This window comes from Kurthia huakuii LAM0618 (genome assembly GCF_000505545.1).
Taxonomy (GTDB): Bacteria; Bacillota; Bacilli; order Bacillales_A; family Planococcaceae; genus Kurthia; species Kurthia huakuii.
Genome location: NZ_AYTB01000002.1, coordinates 177,044 through 194,137 on the forward strand (window position 1 = coordinate 177,044; position 17,094 = coordinate 194,137).

The following is a 17,094-nucleotide window of genomic DNA, read 5'->3' on the forward strand; positions in this document are numbered from 1 at the left end:
TTCACAATGGCAAATGAATTTCGTGTTTGCGATGAATGTCAGGCCGTTAATTTAAAAACGTTAATTCCGAAATTAAAAGAAATCGATCCGGATGCAGAGATTGATATTAAATGCCACTCATACTGTGGGCCAGGTCTTCGTAAAACGTTTACGATTGTTAATAACCGTCCATGTGCGGCACATACAGAAGAAGAATTAATGCCGAAAATCATCAAAAAATTAAAATCACAAAAAAAGCTTCCGGAAGGTTTTGTCGATAAATGGACGCCGGTAGAAGCCGAAGAAAAATAAGTATTTTAGCAGGTTGCACAGTCGACCTGCTCTATTTTTTGCTCTAAAAAAGCAAGGACCAAAGCCATGTTGTGTCAAAAATGAGCGTGGTCGTACAATAGAAAGAGGGGGAATGCGTGTGAGTTATGCAACGAAAAAACTAGCAGAAGAAAAGGTGTTTAAAGACCCGGTACATCGCTATGTGCATGTGCGTGACCAAGTCATTTGGGATTTAGTCGCTACACGCGAATTTCAGCGTCTACGCCGAATTAAACAGCTTGGTACGACATATTTAGTGTTCCACGGGGCCGAACATAGTCGCTTTAGTCATTCATTAGGCGTCTATGAAATTACGCGCCGCGTTGTCGATGATGTCTTTGTTAATTATCCGGAATGGGATAAATCGGAGCGCCTTGTCGCATTGTGTGCCGCGTTACTTCACGACTTAGGGCATGGCCCATTTTCACATGCGTTCGAGCATGTTTTTAATTTAGATCATGAAGCGTATACGCGCGCAATTATTTTAGGCGATACTGAGGTCAATGCGGTACTGCGCCGCGTGTCCGAGGATTTTCCGCAAAAAGTGTCGGACGTCATTGAAAAAACGTATGACAATCAACAAGTCGTCAGTTTAATTTCAAGTCAAATTGATGCAGACCGTATGGATTATTTACAGCGTGATGCGTATTTTACCGGCGTTAGTTATGGTCATTTTGATATGGAGCGTATTTTACGTGTTATGCGCCCGCGCGAAGACCAAATCGTCATTAAATCGAGTGGGATGCATGCGGTAGAGGATTATATTATGAGTCGCTACCAAATGTATTGGCAAGTTTATTTCCACCCGGTATCGCGCAGCGCCGAAGTGATTTTACGCAAGACGCTTGAGCGTGCGCAAGAGCTTTATCGTGCTGGCTATATGTTTAACGTTGCACCGACGCCATTTCAATCATTTTTCGACGGCAATATTTCGCTCGAACAATATATTGAGCTTGATGAAAACATTATTATGACGTACTTCCATTTTTGGACGCACGAAGAAGATGCGATTTTGAGTGATTTAAGCAGTCGCTTTTTAAACCGTCGTTTATTTAAATATATCGAATATGATCCGGGAGCAGACTTTAAAAAAGTGTTGGAATTAGAGGAGCTTTATAAAAAAGCGGGGCTTAATGCCAACTATTATTTAGTTCACGATTCCACATCGGATTTACCATATGATTTTTATCGTCCTGGCGAAGAAGAAGGACGTTTACCGATTCATTTATTGCGCTCAAATGGAGAGCTATCTGAGCTATCTCGCAGCTCAGAAGTCGTTGAGGCGATTTCTGGGAAGCGTCGCTTTGATCATAAAATTTATTTTCCAGAGGACGTGTTATTGGAAAATGGCAAAAAGCGTATGCTGCGCAAACAAATATTAGAAGTGTTAAATCGATAGTGTAGAAAGGGGAGCGACTTGTGTTAGAAGAACATGCCAATGTCGTACGTTTTGTGTCGTTAGCTGGTGAAGTAACAGGCCGAAAAAAATTGCAGAAGATGGTGTATATCGCCAAAAAATTCGATTTTCCATTCCATGAAAAATATCATTTTCATATGTATGGCCCATATTCAGAAGAGTTGACGATGCGCGTCGAAGAATTATGCACGATGGGTTTTTTAACGGAGCGTAAAGAAGATAAAGGGTCGTATAAGCAGTATTGCTATGAAGTGACCGACAAAGGAAATACATTTAGCGACAGCTTTTGCAAGGAAGCGGCAGGACTGCCACAAATCATTGATGAGCTGAATACGCAAAGTGCGCGTTTTTTAGAATTAGTGTCGACATTACTCTATTTTGATGAACTAGCGCGCGACGAACAAATTATAAAAGTGCGCACAGTCAAAGCAAAATTAAACTTCACCGATGAAGAAATGACGCGCGCTTTCCAATTTATCGCACAACTAAATCCGTTTAAAAATAATGAAAACGGTGTATAATAACATTATCATGTAAACGAAAGGGATGAGGGTGGCCGATGAAGTAGTCTTATTTTTTAACGAACGAAGTGCACAAAACTTTGCGTGAAAAATAGGATTAGTCTGCCCAAATTCAATCTATACGGAGAAATGTCATCAGCATGGCTTTCTTATACAACCGCTAGAGTGGCGGAGTATGCCTGAAGCTCAGGAATCACTCTCTGACTAATCCTTCCAAAATTTTTTGGAGGGATTTTTGTGTTAGATGAAAAGTCCCTCTTTAGGAGGAACAAACATGACAGAACTATGTACAATGAATAACGTTTCATATAAAGAAATTTTAACGGATGTGAATGTTTCGATGAAAGCGGGCGGGCGCATTGGCATTGTCGGTGCAAATGGCGCCGGGAAATCGACATTACTTCAATTATTAGCAGAAAAGCTACAGCCGACAGATGGTCATATTGAATGGTTTAAAAGAGCGTCGACATTTTTTGTTGAGCAGGAGCAGCAGGTGTTTGAGCGTGCGATTTCAAAAGGTGCTAAAGCGACGTGGCACGTGCCTGAGCGCGCTTATGAGCAATTAAGTGGCGGTGAGAAATTGAAATTGCGTTTAGCCGAAGCATTCGCCGAAAAAGCACAATTATTATTATTAGATGAACCGACCAATCACTTGGATGCGGCGAGTCTAGCCTTGCTGACAAAACAGCTGAAACGCTACCGCGGAACGGTTGTTGTCGTGTCGCATAATCGTGCTTTTTTAAATGATGTCGTAAATGAAATTTGGCATATTGAACATGGTCAAATTGAGCGTTACAATGGCAACTACGAGGCCTATCGTACGCAATATGAGGCAAAGCTTCTGCGACAACAAAGAGAGTTTGACAAGCAGCAACAAGAAGTTGCGCGTATCGAACATCAGATGGCGACCATTACATCGTGGAGTGAGCGCGCTCATGCAGAGTCAACGAAGCATGAGTTTCCGAAGGAGTTTTACCGTGCCAAAGCTAAGCGTATGGATGCCCAAGTAAAATCGAAGCACCAGCGTTTAGAAAAAGAGCTTCAGAAGCATACGATTGAGCAACCGAAAAAAGACGATGCTGTGCAGTTTGAGTTTCAACAAAGCGAGGCGACCGGCAAACATTTACTAGAGCTCAAACATGTATCGAAAAAATTTGGTGAGCACGTTCTTTTTGATGATGTGAATGCGACGATTAGTTATGGCGACCGCATCGCACTAATCGGCAATAATGGTGCTGGCAAGACGACATTATTACGCATGTTGCTCGACCAAGAAAGCTATGACGGTGAAATTTGGCGCTCACCAGCAGCAAATATTGGCTATTTGACGCAACAAGTATTTGATTTACCGGAGGACAAGACGCCAAGCGAGCTGTTTGAACGTCCGACATTTAAAGAGCGCGGCCTCGTACAAACGCTGATGATTCACCTTGGCTTTACGAGTGAGCAGTGGCACGAGCCGATTGCGCTAATGAGTATGGGCGAGCGTGTGAAATGTAAATTGATGGAGCTTATTTTAGCACAGAAAAATGTCTTGATATTAGATGAGCCGACGAATCATTTAGATTTAGCATCACGCGAGCAGCTAGAAAAGGTGCTCGGTGATTACAACGGGACGATTATCGTCGTGTCGCATGATGCGTATTTTGTTGAAAAGACGACGACAATGCAGTTTACGATTGCGCAGCACAAACTTGTGACACCGCTGTTTGAAACTGAAACAGCAGCGGATAAAGAGCGAATGCAACTAGAGAATCGCCTGCAGGATGTGCTCGGGAAGCTGAGTTTTTTAACAGCGAAAGATGCACACTATGCGGCGCTTGATGAGGAGTTTCATGAATTGACGAAAAAATTACGCACATTAAAATAGAAAAAAGAGGCGCAATTATGCAGCCTCTTTTTGATTATTCACACTATTTATCAGACGCACGTACGCCACTGTTTGCATAATGTTCTTTTTTCATTTCTTCGATGATGATCGTAATGTTTTCTTTCGGCGCATTTACTGTACGTGAAATCGCATCTGTAACTTCTGTTACAAGTGCGCGCTTTTGGTCATCATTACGACCTTCAATCATTTTAATTGTTACTACAGGCATTTCTGACACTCCTCGTTTATAATGATATAGTGAATCTAAGTTAATCATATCAGAACGGAGGATTTTTGGAATGGCTGAAAAGAAAAAAATGGAATTCAATATTATAAAAAATGCACCTACGGATGGGCATAAAGGATACGGCATTGGTTCGCTATCATTAGAAAATGTGTCACCTGTTATTATCGATGTCGAAGAAGGGACAGCAACAGTTGATATCGGTGCGATGCACGCGCGCAGTGTTGTCGAAAAAGGTATTAAGTTTACAACAAATCGTGAGGACTCAGAAGGCGGTAAAAATTACTGGCTTGTGTGGGTGACAATCGAGCAGCAACCAGAAGGCGGCTATTATGCAGGTGTAACAGCATGTGAAATGGTCGTTAATCGTGAAAAACGCCGCGGTTATAAAATTTTAGCAGATCACGTGAATCGTATGGATAAATCGATGAAACGTAAAATCATCGTTGATAACATGGATGATAAATCAAAACATGTATTAGCTGATTTCTTAAAAGGTTTTGACGAGGCAATGTGGAATCGTAGCGACGAACAATTACGAAATGAGCTCGCATAAGTGACCAAAATAGGAAGTTCTTCAACGAAGGTTGAAAGTCCTCTTAAAACGAAGTACACTAAAAGATAAAGTCTAACAATAGACTTTGGACAGCAGTCTTGGAGTCATTGTGTTTACGTGGGCATTTGAAACCCTAAACCCAAGCCAGATGTCTCACATTAAGCACGACTAACAAGCAGAAAAAGCTTTCAATGCGCCTAACGGACAATGGCGAACATTGAAAGCTTTTTTTTAATTGATTTCATTTTTTGTAAGTTGATTAGTATGAATGATTGAATTCAATTTTTTTGAATGATCTTTTGATTGACGAATTTCATCTGCTAATCGCACGAGTGATTCTGGGGAAATCGCATTGTCTGGATAGTTGACGATGCTAAATGATACGGTCAGAGGCACTTCTTCAAAATTTGATAACATAAAGGTATGGTCGCGCAGGAGTATGCGCATTTCAGAAGCGTAGGCAAGCGCGTGCGCGGGCGCCGCATCGTAACAAATTAAATAAAATTCATCGCTGCTAACACGCGTTAAAAGACTATTATGATCGTTTGCATAGTCATTAAGCAACGTCGCCAGTTGCTTCAAAATTTCATCGCCATACAAATGCCCATGATAATGATTGATGGCGCGGAAACGGTCAACATCAATGAGAATGAGCGCGAAAGCTAAGCGATTATTCGTTAAACGATTGAGCTCTTCACGGAAAATTCGGTTGTTCGAGACACCAGTTAAATAGTCGGTGTCGGCGAATTTTTTAATTTCGCGTGTATAAGCAAATTGCTTTTTAAAAATATAGAGCACGCCATACGTTGTGTAAAAGGCAAAGACGTTCATAAGCATAGACAGCCAGTTAGACAGGTCATACCAATGGACGGGTGTTGCAATCATAATAAATAGTAAAAACTCTAACACACAAGGCCAAATATACGCATGGACATTTTTAGCAGTAATAGGACTTTTGATTGCAATGAGTGACATGACAACGCCAACAATCATTGTATTTAACCCAAAGAACATCGTTGTCACCGAAAAATCAGTTGACACCATGCGGAAGAGGCCCGCAATGAGTGCCGTCAGAATACCGGCTTGTGGACCGCCAATAATAATCGCCAATATTAAAACGGCAGCGCGTGCATCCCCAATAACGCCGTCGGACAATTTCAACGCTTCTGTCATGACCAACACGGCGATGATGCCTCCGCAAAATCCAACGAATAGGGGATAATATTGTCGATACGCTTTTTTAAAGCCGCCAAAAAATTCATATAAAAAATAAGCTAATACGATAAAGGTAAATAAAATCGAAAAGTTTATAATAAGGCTTAATATCATTTTTTTTCTCCTAGCTAATAGTGCTTCTATTATACACTAATTCTTTTCTAGTCGTTTAGCGGTCGGGAAATTTCTGTACATCCTTGAAAAAAACTTATATCTTAGCCTATAATAATAAGGTTATATTAATAAAGAGCGGAGGAGCTTTTGTGAGCAATCATACAACGCCCATTCGACTGAAATTTAAGACGACAATCAAACATCCGGGTGAATTACCTGAAATTATGGAGATTTTTGTCGATGGTTCTTATATGTTGAAAGACGGCAAAAAAGTATACATTCAATATGAAGAAATAATAAATGATAAAAAGATGCGTACAACATTACGTTTTGATGAAGCCGATGGTATTATTATGCGTAACGGTGACATGAAAATGCGTCTGCCGTTCATCAAAGGCCTTGACCAACGCGGTCATTATGAAGCTGATTTTGGGACGATGCCAATTGTTGTGCGCACACATCATATCGACAATAAACCACTTACAGAAGCAGTAACAGACGGTGCGCTTTCTGTGCGCTACGAATTAATCGTAGGCGGCGCTTCAGTCGGTGATTACACATTAGAATATAGCTATACGGAGGGAAAATAATGAACGCAGTAGAACAAGTGCAACAGTCAGTTAAAGAAGCTTTATTAAAAGCCATTACAAAAGCTGAACTAGTTGAAGATCCAAGTACTTTAAACATTCATTTAGAAACACCACGTAGTAAAGAAAACGGCGACTACGCAACAAACATTGCGATGCAAATGACAAAATTAGCGAAAAAGCCACCTCGCGACATTGCACAAGCGATTTTAGATAACTTAGATACAGCTGGTACAAATATCGAAAAAATCGATATTGCTGGTCCGGGCTTTATGAATATTACATTAGCAAAAGACTACTTAACAAAAGTTGTGACAACAGTACTTGACCAACAAGATGCATACGGTCGCTCAGTAGCTGGCGACCACGAAAAAGTGCAAGTTGAATTTGTGTCAGCGAACCCAACAGGTGACCTTCACTTAGGTCATGCGCGCGGTGCGTCAATTGGGGACTCATTATGTAATATTTTAGATGCAGCTGGCTATGATGTATCTCGCGAATATTACATTAATGATGCGGGTAATCAAATTACAAAACTCGCAAAATCATTAGAAGCACGCTATCGCCAAGCATTAGGCCAAGATGCTGATATGCCGGAAGATGGCTATCACGGGAAAGATATCGTTGTCATTGCCGAAACGTTATCACAACAATTCGGCGAAGCGATTTTAAATGAATCGGACGAAGAACGCTTTGAATTTTTCCGTTCACACGGATTAAAACATGAATTTGGTAAACTTCAAAAAGATTTAAAAGACTTCCGCGTTGATTTTGACGTATGGTTCTCTGAAACGTCTTTATATAAAGACGGTAAAGTCGAAGAAGCGATTCACACATTAAAAGAAAATGGTCACGTATACGAAGAGGATGGTGCTGTCTGGTTCCGTTCTACAACATTCGGGGATGATAAAGACCGTGTATTACGTAAAACAGACGGCTCATTCACATACTTAACACCAGATATCGCCTACCACGAAGATAAATTAAAACGTGGCTTCGATAAAATCATCAACATCTGGGGTGCAGACCACCACGGTTACATCCCTCGCATGAAAGCGGCGATTGAAGCGTTAGGCTACAACCGCGATATGCTTGAAGTAGAAGTAATCCAAATGGTTAACTTACTACGCGATGGCGAAAAAGTAAAAATGTCTAAACGTACAGGGAATGCTGTCACATTACGTGAATTAGTTGAAGAAGTAGGTCTAGATGCGGTACGCTACAACTTCGCAATGCGCGCTGGTGATACACACTTAGACTTCGATTTAGATTTAGCTGTGAAGCAATCAAACGAAAACCCTGTGTACTACGCACAATACGCACATGCTCGTATTTGCTCAATCTTACGTCAAGCAGAAGAAAAAGGCTTCGCACCTTCAACAGCGACACTTGAAACGTTATCAACAGAAAAAGATATCGACGTCTTGAAAAAAGTTGGGGACTTCCCACAAGTCGTAGCTGATGCAGCACGCGCTCGCGCACCACACCGCATCACAAATTATGTCCAAGAATTAGCAGCAACATTCCATAGCTTCTACAATGCTGAAAAAGTATTAGATGCTGATAACCAAGAGCGTTCTGCAGCTCGTCTTGCGATGATTACAGCAGTCGCTCAAACAATTAAAAACGCCCTTAAATTAGTTGGCGTAGCTGCTCCAGAAAAAATGTAATTCCAATAATTTGTTCAAGTCGAAATCGTTTGATGCGATTTCGGCTTTTTGTATGTAAAAAGAAGGATTCCATGCTTGAAATGCCTAACTATTCCGAATACACTTTCTTAACGCTTTGAAGTTTTGTATAATAAGGGACAATTGAAAAAGAAAAATAGGGGAAATGAGTGTGAATCTCATACGGTCCCGCCACTGTAATGGAGCAATCCAAAGTCAGGTTACCTATTTTATCTTTGAATGTGCTACGAGGATAGTCAACTTTTTAGTGGGCTTCTGTATGTACAGAAGTCTTTTTTATCGTAGCAACGAAAGGGGAATGGACAATGAAAAAGTGGATGTCATGGGGCTCTGCAGTAGCAGTCTCTGCCATGTTATTGTCGGGATGTGGAACAACTGCAGACCAGACGAATGAAAAAGATAAAACAACACAATCAGCGCAGCAAAATGCGTATCCAATGAACGTGAAGGATGCAACAGGGAAAGAAGTAGAAATTAAGCAGGAACCTTCTAAAATTATTACGTTGTCACCGAGCATTACCGAGACATTATTTGCGCTTGGGTTAGGCGATAAAGTAGAAGGTGTAACGTCGAACGATGATTATCCGAAAGAGGCAACGGAAAAGCCCAAAGTCGGTGATATGAATCCGAACATTGAAAAAATTATTTCATTAGAACCTGATTTTGTCATGATTGATGAATCATCAATGAGCACAGCGGAAGCGGGTTTAGCACAACTTCGCGATGCTGGTATTACGGTATTTGTCGTACCAACAGCGAATTCATTCGATGAAACGTATGCGAGCATCGAATTAATCGGGAAAGTAACGAATAAAGAAGATGAAGCGAAAAAAATCGTTGCCGATATGAACGCGAAAATTGCGGACGTCCAACAAAAAATTAACGATTCAAACGTCAAAGAACGCTCTGTGTTTGTTGAAACATCAGATGCCCCCGATATTTATACAGCAGGTAACAATTCATATATGCAAGAAATGTTTGATTTAATTGGCGCAAACAATATTGCGAAAGATGGCGGCGAAAATTGGTATAAAATCGATGCAGAAGCGATTGTAAAAGGCAACCCAGATGTGATTATTGTGAAATATGATTATGTACCAAATATCGTCAATAAAATTAAAAAACGTGATGGCTTTGATACGATTACAGCGGTAAAAGAAAACCAAATTGTCCAAGTAGATGACAACTTAACGAGTCGTACAGGTCCACGTTTAGCAGATGGTTTAGAAGAAATTGCCAAAGCCATTTATCCAGAGGCTTTTAAATAATGAAAAAACATGTTGTCGGGTATAGCGTATCAATCATGTTACTGTTTGTAGCAGCATGGTTTGCGATTAGCGTTGGTTCGGTGAAAGTTCCGCTATCGGTACTGTGGAATCCATCATCAGCTGATGCCGCCTCGGCAAATATTATATGGAAAATCCGCGTGCCACGTGTGATTTTGGCCGGTCTTGTAGGGGCAGCACTTGCTATGGCGGGTGCTGCCTTTCAAGGTTTACTAAAAAATCCGCTGGCCGATCCATATACGCTCGGGGTTTCTTCTGGGGCATCAGTCGGCGCGGTGATGACGATTTTCTTCGGCATTTCAACATCATCACTTGGACTCTATACTTTACCGATTTTTAGTATGCTTGGCGCAATGGCGGCGATGGTGCTAGTGCTGAGTTTTGCACGTTTAGTCGACCGCTCGATGAAAATGGAAACGTTAATTTTAACTGGGATTATTGTGAGTGCTTTTTTAAGCTCCGTTATTTCACTAATGATTGCGCTAACGGGTGATGAGCTACGCCAAATTTTAAATTGGTTGATGGGTAGTGTATCGATGCGCGGCTGGCCGTATATTAAAATGATCTGGCCATTTTTAGTCATCGGTGGACTTATGCTATGGATGAATCGTAAAGAGCTAAATGCGTTACTATTCGGTGAAGAGCGCGCGCATTACTTAGGGGTAAATGTCAAGCGCAGTAAATGGATGATTTTAGTCGGCGGCTCGATTTTAACGGGCTGTGCAGTGGCAGTATCCGGGACGATTGGCTTTGTTGGGCTTGTCGTGCCGCATATGACGCGTTTATTATTTGGCGCCGACCATCGCCATTTGTTGCCATTATCGATTATTAACGGTGCGACATTGTTAATTGTTTGTGATTTAGTTGCGCGAACGATTATTGCACCATCGGAGTTACCAATTGGCGTTATTACATCGTTTATCGGTGCGCCAGTATTTGCATATATCTTCTTTAGACAACGTAGAAAGGGGCGGTAGCAATGTTAGAAGTTCGCAGCTTAACAGGTGGCTATGACAAGAAAGAAATCGTGCACGATGTTAGTTTTTCATTAAAAAAGGGGCATATGCTTGGCATTTTAGGACCAAATGGTAGCGGTAAATCGACACTGCTTAAAATGATTAGTGGCATTTTACCGGTAACAGCGGGTGAGATTTTAATTGATGAAATGCCGCGACACAGTTATAAACAAAAAGAATTAGCGCGTAAGATGGCCGTGTTGCCGCAGCTACATGCGCATGCTTTTTCACATACCGTATCTGAAACGGTCGCGCTTGGACGTTATCCACATCAAAGTGGTTTGTTTTCACAGTGGTCTACTGATGATGAGCGTGCGTCAACCGAGGCGATGCAACAAACGGGCGTTGCGAAATATTGCGAACACGAGCTCGAATATTTATCGGGCGGTGAGCAACAGCGAACGTTTATCGCACAGGCGCTTGCACAGCAGGCGGAGCTTTTATTATTAGATGAACCAACAAATCATTTAGATTTAGAACATCAACGTCAAATTATGGATATGTTAAAGCACGAGGTGGAAGAACGTCAGCTAACGGTTGTATCGATTTTCCACGATATGAATTTAGCGGCACTGTATTGTGATGAATTGCTATTACTTGAAAATGGTCGTGTGCGTGCCTGTGGTGAGCCGGCAGAAGTGTTGACCGAAGATGAAATTGCTGAAGTTTACCATACGGCCGTTGCACGTTTTGCGCATCCACAACTTGCGACGCCACAAATGGCTCTATTGCCTGATACGGTTGTAGCCGACAATTGTGTAACGCTTGAGCAGTTTACAGTGAAATCACAGTATGTTCATTTGCACACCGATAAACCGCTACGTACGTTGTCAGCGGCGCTACATAATCCGGGCTTTGGCTGGTTTCGTCATTTTTTAAACCGGACGGTCGATGAACATTATATGAGCGACGATGCGCATACAGAGATGAAAAATTATATTGCTAATGAGCAATTGCCAATCGAACAAACGGTGGCGATGATGACCGCTGTAGATGTGCAACATGCGGTCATTCGCCGCTATACAAACGACGAGCATGAAATTTTCGTCATGGTCACAGCGGGTGTCGGTAATGCAGTCGATGCGGCGCGTGGGCATTTACATGCAGAACCACAACGCGTTGGAACGATTAATTTATGGGCCATTATTAACGGCGAGCTGAGTGATGAATCATTTATGCAAGCGATGATGACGACGATTGAAGCAAAGGTCAAGGCCATGCAAGATGGCGAGATTTACGATACGCATACCGGCACAATTGCGACCGGGACATCGACCGATAGCGTGTTGATTGCGGCAACACAGAGTGGGCGAAAATATGAATATGCCGGGACGATTACCGCTATTGGGAAGTTGATTGGGCGCGGTGTTTATGAAACAATGCTCATTGCACTCGATGATTACAAACGCGCGAAAGGGTGGATTCAATGATTTTGAACCACCTAATTGCTTGTACAATTGGCGTCCTAATCGACCGATTATACGGTGAGCCGCGCTATATTAAACACCCGGTTATTGTCATTGGCAACTTGATTGCATGGTTTACGAAAAAGTTAAATCATGGCAAACAGCGTAAAGCAAAAGGCGCAGTTGCGGCAGTGGCGACGATTGCGATTACCGGTGTGCTCGTCTTGTTACTCGTCTATATGAGCTATGCGGTACATCGCTATTTAGGCGTCGCCGTCGAAAGCTTACTTATTGCACTTGGATTAGCGCAAAAAAGTTTAAAACAAGCCGCGCGCGATGTACATGACCCGCTTGTCGCTGGCGATTTAGATGAGGCGCGTACAAAGCTTGGCTGGATTGTTGGGCGCGATACCGAACAGCTAGATGAGGCAAATATTACGCGTGGCGTTGTTGAAACGGTTTCTGAAAATACGAGCGACGGCGTGACAGCACCGCTATTTTACGCACTATTATTTGGTGCGACAGGTTTATGGGTGTATAAGGCCATTAACACACTTGATTCAATGATTGCGTACAAAAATGAGCAATACGGCGAGTTTGGTTTTGTAGCAGCAAAAATCGATGACGTGGCAAACGTTGTTCCGAGTCGTATTACTGGCTTGCTAATCTTGTTAGTAACAAAAAATCGTTACGGTTTACCGTTTAAAGAAAGATTTCAGAAGTGGCGCGTCGATGCGAAAAAACATCCAAGTCCCAATAGTGGATACTTAGAAGCAGCGACTGCTTATCAACTCGGCATCCAACTTGGTGGTTTAAATTATTACGGTGGTATCGCGTCACATCGCCAAGAAATGGGCGAACCACATCAGACATTATCTGCAAAACATATCGATGATGCAATCATACAAATGCAACGCGCCACGATTGCTTTTTTAGTCATCGGTCTTATTATAGGAGGGCTGTTCATTGTTGCCTAATCACGGAGCAAATCCATTACAACTTTATAAAGCAATGCAGTTACAAGCGCCGGAGACCATCATTGATTTTAGCGAAAATGTTAATCATTTACCGTTTCCGCTAACATTAGATGTCGAGTCGTTATTGCCGGTTATTACGGCGTATCCACATCCAGATGGCGAGCCATTTTTAAGCGCTGTCGCTACGTATCATGGCGTTGAAAAAGACGAGATTTTACTCGGTAATGGTGCGGCTGAAATTTTTGCGCTACTTGGCAATTTATTGGCGAATAAACGCGCGCTCATCGTCCATCCAACATTTTCTGAATACGAGGCAACGCTTGCACCGCATCATGTGGCGTTTGAACATGTTGTCGTCGATGATATCGCGACATATGCGCTACCGATGCAAACATTGCGCGAAAAAATTCCGTACGTGTCGGCCATTTATTTATGCACACCAAACAATCCAACAGGTGTCTTACCACCACGTGAAGATTTACAGCAAATCATTGAGTGGGCACAGGCAACTGCGACACTTGTTGTGCTTGATGAAGCCTTTTTAGATTGGATTGACGAAGAGCCATCATTTATTACCGAAGCACCGAATTATGACCATGTCATTGTCGTGCGTTCGATGACAAAAATGTATAAAATGCCGGGTTTACGGCTTGGTTATGCAGTAGCAAATGCAACACTAATTCAGGAATTAACACGTTTTGCGGCGCATTGGCATATTAATGGTGTCGCGAGTGTTGTGGGCGCAAAAATGCTTATATTACATAATTATCGAGAGAAATCCATTCGTGAAGTAGCGGTTTCACGTGAAACAACACAAGCGTTTTTACGTGCGCAAGGATGCATGACGACAGCTAGCCAAACGAATTACATTAGTTTTCAGCTAGCACAGCCGCATGAAAGTGATGCTTTTTACCGCTTCATGTTAGCGCGCGGGCTCGTATTACGTCATTCAAAAAATTTCCGCGGTATGGACGGCGATTGGTTCCGCATTGGCATGAAGGCGCGTGCACAAATGGAATCCTTTGAACAGGGGATGATGGCATGGCAACAACACCGCTTATCTTTATAACAGGTGGCGTGCGTAGTGGTAAAAGTCATTTTGCCGAACAATTGACGAAGCAATTATGTAGTGACGGGCAGCAATTAGTTTATATTGCGACCGGTGTGGCCTTTGATGATGAAATGGCGCGGCGCATTGCGCATCATAAAAAACTTCGTGCAGGCGATGGCTGGCAAACAATTGAACATCCAACTGATTTTTCGACGTTACGACAACGGCTACCGGCTCATGCGGTCGTGCTGTGGGACTGCGCAACAACATGGCTTGGTAATGAGTGCTATGACGATGCGGCTTGGCAATCTCCGCAGCGTTTACGTGTACGTATTGATGCGATGAAACAAGCTATTGACGATATGCGGCACGCACAAATACCGCTTGTGATCGTGTCGAATGAAATGCTTGATGCACCGATTCCATCGTTTGAGGAAACAACTGTGTACACACGCACGTTAGGGGAATTGCATCAATGGTTTGTTCAGCAGGCGACGATTGCGATTGAGATGGAGTACGGCTATAAAAAAATATGGAAGGGAGCAGCGCATTTTGAAAAACAGTTTATCTAGCATCTTGCTGGCTTTTCAATTTTTTACGGTCGTGCCAGTAAACAAAACGATTGATATGAATCACAAAACAATCACCGGTATGTTTCAATTTTTACCGTGGCTAGGGGCATTAATGGGCGCTGTTGTGGCGCTTATTTTTGAAGGCTTACAAGTAACCGACAGCAGTCCGTTATTAATTGGCTTTCTTGTTGTGATGGCGTTTATTATTTGGACAGGTGGCCTTCATTTAGATGGATTTACCGATATGGGCGATGCCTATTTTTCGTATCGCGACTTAAAGAAACGCCAGCAAATTTTAGAAGACCCACGCGTCGGCGCATTTGGTGCGATGGCCTTATTATTTTTAGTATTAACGAAAATCGTCTTTTTAACCGAACTCGTAACACAGAATATTTTAGCGAGCTATTGGCTCATTTTCGTGCCATTTTTAGCGCGCTCAGCACTCGGTTTTTACCTCGTTTGGACGAAGCCATCAAAAGATACCGGCATCGGATTTTTTTTCCGTACGCATATTCATTTAAAGCATTATTTATTGTTTACGACATTATCATTACTCATTGGTACCGCACTCATTGCCTACTGGGCACAGACGTGGATTCCAGTCGCACTTGTTGGACTTGTGTTAGTGGCAGTTGTCGTCTATAAATTGTGGACGAAGAAAAATTTTGGCGGGGCATCGGGCGATTTATATGGTGCTTTTATCGAAGGAACGGAGGCGCTATTATGGATCACGCTGTTGTGCTTGAGCTAATGCGTCATGCCAAAACACCAGGCAACGCGGCACATCGTTATGTTGGCTGGACCGATGAATCAATTATCGAAGCGCCGCTACCGGTCATAGATGCGCGCGCTGAACATGTGATTTGCAGTGATTTAACGCGTACAATCGAAACGGCGGCACATTATTTTCCACAAGCTACACCACAATGTATCGCCGCATTTCGCGAAAGTCATTTCGGCGATTTTGAAATGAAAACGTATGAACAACTAAAAGAAATCCCGGCGTACCGTGCATGGATTGATGCGCCGGAAAATGTGGCGCCACCACATGGTGAAACGCTAACCATTCTTTACAAGCGCGTACAAACGGCTATGACACAACTAGCTGCTAGGCGTCACCAATATGCGGTACTGCATGGTGGTACAATTCGCGCGCTACTCGTACAATTTGCGCCGCAGCCAAGTGCATTTTGGGACTGGCATGTGGGGCATGACACGCGCTTTGTTTTAACATGGAATTCACGCCAAGCTTTTGAGGAGGGACAGCGATGCACATCGTTATCGGTGGAGCCTTTAACGGCAAGCGAGCATATGTCAAACAACTAATTGACGCGGTGTGGTATGAACAGCAGCTACCAGAAAGCGTGCAAGGAAATATCGTCATTGCCGGCTTAGAAGGACTTTTACGTGCGCATCTCGAAGAAGAAGAGGAGCAAGTGGCGGCTATTTTTGCTGAAAAGCTCCGCGACTTGAATGCACAAAGCGATGAACTCATCGTCATTTTAACGGATATGGGTCGCGGCGTTGTACCGCTTGAAAAGGAACAACGCCAGCTGCGCGATACATGTGGGCGCCTCTATCAATTGCTGTTTAACGAGGCAACAACGATTACGCGCATTTGGTACGGCTTGCCGGAAATTTTAAAAAAGGGGATGGAATAATGAATATTTATACACGTACAGGCGATAAGGGGAAAACGAGTATTATTGGAGGACGCGTTGATAAAGATGATTTTCGCGTTGAAGCATATGGCACAATCGATGAATTAAATGCGATTGTCGGCAAAGCGATGACCGAGCTAGATGCCGAAAAATTTGATGATATTTTATACGATTTAGAAAAAATTCAAAATGAGTTATTTGATGGCGGTGGCGATTTAGCAAATGTTATGAAAGAGCGCCATTATAAATTAGCAGATGAACCAATCGAAGAAATGGAAGCGCGCATTGACGTTTTAATGAACGAAGCACCAGAGTTACAAAAATTCGTGTTACCTGGTGGTTCGCCAGCAGCAGCGACACTGCATATTGCGCGTACTGTAGCGCGTCGTGCGGAGCGTTTAACAGTGACATTACTGAAAAATGCCGAAGAGGGTGACGTTTCACCTGTTGTTCAACGTTATTTAAACCGTTTATCCGATTATTTATTTGCAGCGGCACTTGTCGTAAATGCACGATTAGGTGTACCAAATAATGAGTATGTTCGTAGCGCAAATGTCTTTAAAACTAGTAAGAAAAAGGACGGAAAGTAATCTTACATGTAGAT

Annotated in this window: 18 protein-coding genes, 1 pseudogene and 1 riboswitch; of the genes and pseudogenes, 17 read left to right on the top strand and 2 right to left on the bottom strand. The window is 42.6% G+C overall.

Annotated elements, in window-relative coordinates:
* Nucleotides 1-6 precede the first annotated feature (6 nt).
* From V514_RS18645 to abc-f, 4 genes and pseudogenes are all read left to right on the top strand, one after another.
* Nucleotides 7-225: pseudogene (locus tag V514_RS18645) on the top strand (DUF1450 domain-containing protein); the annotation flags it as partial.
* Between the two features lie 184 nt (nucleotides 226-409).
* On the top strand, nucleotides 410-1,708 hold the full coding sequence (locus tag V514_RS0100935) for an HD domain-containing protein (RefSeq protein ID WP_029497776.1): 1,299 nt from the start codon (nucleotides 410-412) through the stop codon (nucleotides 1,706-1,708).
* A 20-nt stretch (nucleotides 1,709-1,728) separates the two neighbouring features.
* A complete protein-coding gene (locus V514_RS0100940) occupies nucleotides 1,729-2,247 on the top strand; it encodes a YwgA family protein (protein ID WP_029497777.1) in 519 nt (172 codons plus the stop codon).
* Between the two features lie 274 nt (nucleotides 2,248-2,521).
* Nucleotides 2,522-4,117 (top strand): ribosomal protection-like ABC-F family protein, encoded by a 1,596-nt coding sequence (gene abc-f, locus V514_RS0100945; protein WP_029497778.1) that lies wholly within the window; start codon nucleotides 2,522-2,524, stop codon nucleotides 4,115-4,117.
* A gap of 43 nt (nucleotides 4,118-4,160) precedes the next feature.
* Here the strand turns inward: abc-f and V514_RS0100950 are convergent, their stop codons facing one another.
* Nucleotides 4,161-4,394, bottom strand: a complete 234-nt coding sequence (locus V514_RS0100950; RefSeq protein ID WP_081714966.1) for a 2-hydroxymuconate tautomerase — start codon at nucleotides 4,392-4,394, stop codon at nucleotides 4,161-4,163.
* Between the two features lie 22 nt (nucleotides 4,395-4,416).
* On the opposite strand from V514_RS0100950, the gene V514_RS0100955 reads away from it, so the two are divergent.
* Entirely contained in the window at nucleotides 4,417-4,917 is a 501-nt protein-coding gene (locus V514_RS0100955; RefSeq protein WP_029497780.1) for a YwhD family protein, read from the top strand.
* Nucleotides 4,918-5,148: 231 nt separating this feature from the next.
* Here V514_RS0100955 and V514_RS0100960 read toward each other — a convergent pair whose 3' ends face one another.
* On the bottom strand, nucleotides 5,149-6,246 hold the full coding sequence (locus V514_RS0100960; RefSeq protein WP_029497781.1) for a diguanylate cyclase: 1,098 nt from the start codon (nucleotides 6,244-6,246) through the stop codon (nucleotides 5,149-5,151).
* Between the two features lie 149 nt (nucleotides 6,247-6,395).
* Between V514_RS0100960 and V514_RS0100965 the strand changes: the two genes are divergently transcribed.
* From V514_RS0100965 to V514_RS0101020, 12 genes are all read left to right on the top strand, one after another.
* A complete protein-coding gene (locus V514_RS0100965; protein ID WP_029497782.1) occupies nucleotides 6,396-6,836 on the top strand; it encodes a DUF1934 domain-containing protein in 441 nt (146 codons plus the stop codon).
* On the top strand, nucleotides 6,836-8,503 hold the full coding sequence (gene argS / locus V514_RS0100970; protein WP_029497783.1) for an arginine--tRNA ligase: 1,668 nt from the start codon (nucleotides 6,836-6,838) through the stop codon (nucleotides 8,501-8,503). Before V514_RS0100965 ends, argS begins: the two co-directional genes overlap by 1 nt.
* Nucleotides 8,504-8,635: 132 nt before the next feature.
* A riboswitch (adenosylcobalamin (AdoCbl) riboswitch) is annotated at nucleotides 8,636-8,765 on the top strand.
* A gap of 61 nt (nucleotides 8,766-8,826) precedes the next feature.
* Nucleotides 8,827-9,789: an ABC transporter substrate-binding protein gene (locus V514_RS0100975; protein WP_029497784.1), complete on the top strand. Its 963-nt coding sequence runs from the start codon at nucleotides 8,827-8,829 to the stop codon at nucleotides 9,787-9,789.
* 35 nt (nucleotides 9,790-9,824) lie between these two features.
* Nucleotides 9,825-10,784 (top strand): FecCD family ABC transporter permease, encoded by a 960-nt coding sequence (locus tag V514_RS0100980; RefSeq protein WP_407636637.1) that lies wholly within the window; start codon nucleotides 9,825-9,827, stop codon nucleotides 10,782-10,784.
* Nucleotides 10,785-10,786: 2 nt separating this feature from the next.
* Nucleotides 10,787-12,253 (top strand): adenosylcobinamide amidohydrolase, encoded by a 1,467-nt coding sequence (locus V514_RS0100985; protein ID WP_029497786.1) that lies wholly within the window; start codon nucleotides 10,787-10,789, stop codon nucleotides 12,251-12,253.
* A complete protein-coding gene (gene cbiB / locus V514_RS0100990) occupies nucleotides 12,250-13,206 on the top strand; it encodes an adenosylcobinamide-phosphate synthase CbiB (protein WP_035944054.1) in 957 nt (318 codons plus the stop codon). The genes V514_RS0100985 and cbiB overlap by 4 nt, the downstream gene beginning before the upstream one ends.
* Nucleotides 13,196-14,275: a pyridoxal phosphate-dependent aminotransferase gene (locus tag V514_RS0100995; protein ID WP_029497788.1), complete on the top strand. Its 1,080-nt coding sequence runs from the start codon at nucleotides 13,196-13,198 to the stop codon at nucleotides 14,273-14,275. Before cbiB ends, V514_RS0100995 begins: the two co-directional genes overlap by 11 nt.
* Nucleotides 14,248-14,829, top strand: coding sequence for a bifunctional adenosylcobinamide kinase/adenosylcobinamide-phosphate guanylyltransferase (locus V514_RS0101000; protein WP_029497789.1), 582 nt, complete (start codon nucleotides 14,248-14,250; stop codon nucleotides 14,827-14,829). Before V514_RS0100995 ends, V514_RS0101000 begins: the two co-directional genes overlap by 28 nt.
* Entirely contained in the window at nucleotides 14,810-15,580 is a 771-nt protein-coding gene (gene cobS, locus V514_RS0101005; RefSeq protein ID WP_029497790.1) for an adenosylcobinamide-GDP ribazoletransferase, read from the top strand. Before V514_RS0101000 ends, cobS begins: the two co-directional genes overlap by 20 nt.
* Nucleotides 15,553-16,155 (top strand): histidine phosphatase family protein, encoded by a 603-nt coding sequence (locus tag V514_RS0101010; protein ID WP_029497791.1) that lies wholly within the window; start codon nucleotides 15,553-15,555, stop codon nucleotides 16,153-16,155. The genes cobS and V514_RS0101010 overlap by 28 nt, the downstream gene beginning before the upstream one ends.
* Nucleotides 16,098-16,490 (top strand): bifunctional adenosylcobinamide kinase/adenosylcobinamide-phosphate guanylyltransferase, encoded by a 393-nt coding sequence (locus V514_RS0101015; RefSeq protein ID WP_029497792.1) that lies wholly within the window; start codon nucleotides 16,098-16,100, stop codon nucleotides 16,488-16,490. The genes V514_RS0101010 and V514_RS0101015 overlap by 58 nt, the downstream gene beginning before the upstream one ends.
* Entirely contained in the window at nucleotides 16,490-17,080 is a 591-nt protein-coding gene (locus V514_RS0101020) for a cob(I)yrinic acid a,c-diamide adenosyltransferase (RefSeq protein WP_029497793.1), read from the top strand. Before V514_RS0101015 ends, V514_RS0101020 begins: the two co-directional genes overlap by 1 nt.
* The last annotated feature ends 14 nt before the right edge of the window (nucleotides 17,081-17,094 follow it).

Bases quoted from the DNA above. Each gene is read 5' to 3' on its own strand.
- abc-f (WP_029497778.1), top strand. From the start codon at position 2,522: ATGACAGAACTATGTACAATGAATAACGTTTCATATAAAGAAATTTTA.
- V514_RS0100985 (WP_029497786.1), top strand. From the start codon at position 10,787: ATGTTAGAAGTTCGCAGCTTAACAGGTGGCTATGACAAGAAAGAAATC.
- V514_RS0101020 (WP_029497793.1), top strand. From the start codon at position 16,490: ATGAATATTTATACACGTACAGGCGATAAGGGGAAAACGAGTATTATT.
- V514_RS0100955 (WP_029497780.1), top strand. From the start codon at position 4,417: ATGGCTGAAAAGAAAAAAATGGAATTCAATATTATAAAAAATGCACCT.
- V514_RS0100980 (WP_407636637.1), top strand. From the start codon at position 9,825: ATGTTACTGTTTGTAGCAGCATGGTTTGCGATTAGCGTTGGTTCGGTG.
- V514_RS0100950 (WP_081714966.1), bottom strand. From the start codon at position 4,394: ATGATTAACTTAGATTCACTATATCATTATAAACGAGGAGTGTCAGAA.
- V514_RS0100960 (WP_029497781.1), bottom strand. From the start codon at position 6,246: ATGATATTAAGCCTTATTATAAACTTTTCGATTTTATTTACCTTTATC.
- argS (WP_029497783.1), top strand. From the start codon at position 6,836: ATGAACGCAGTAGAACAAGTGCAACAGTCAGTTAAAGAAGCTTTATTA.
- V514_RS0101010 (WP_029497791.1), top strand. From the start codon at position 15,553: ATGGATCACGCTGTTGTGCTTGAGCTAATGCGTCATGCCAAAACACCA.
- cbiB (WP_035944054.1), top strand. From the start codon at position 12,250: ATGATTTTGAACCACCTAATTGCTTGTACAATTGGCGTCCTAATCGAC.
- V514_RS0101015 (WP_029497792.1), top strand. From the start codon at position 16,098: ATGCACATCGTTATCGGTGGAGCCTTTAACGGCAAGCGAGCATATGTC.
- V514_RS0101000 (WP_029497789.1), top strand. From the start codon at position 14,248: ATGGCAACAACACCGCTTATCTTTATAACAGGTGGCGTGCGTAGTGGT.
- V514_RS0100975 (WP_029497784.1), top strand. From the start codon at position 8,827: ATGAAAAAGTGGATGTCATGGGGCTCTGCAGTAGCAGTCTCTGCCATG.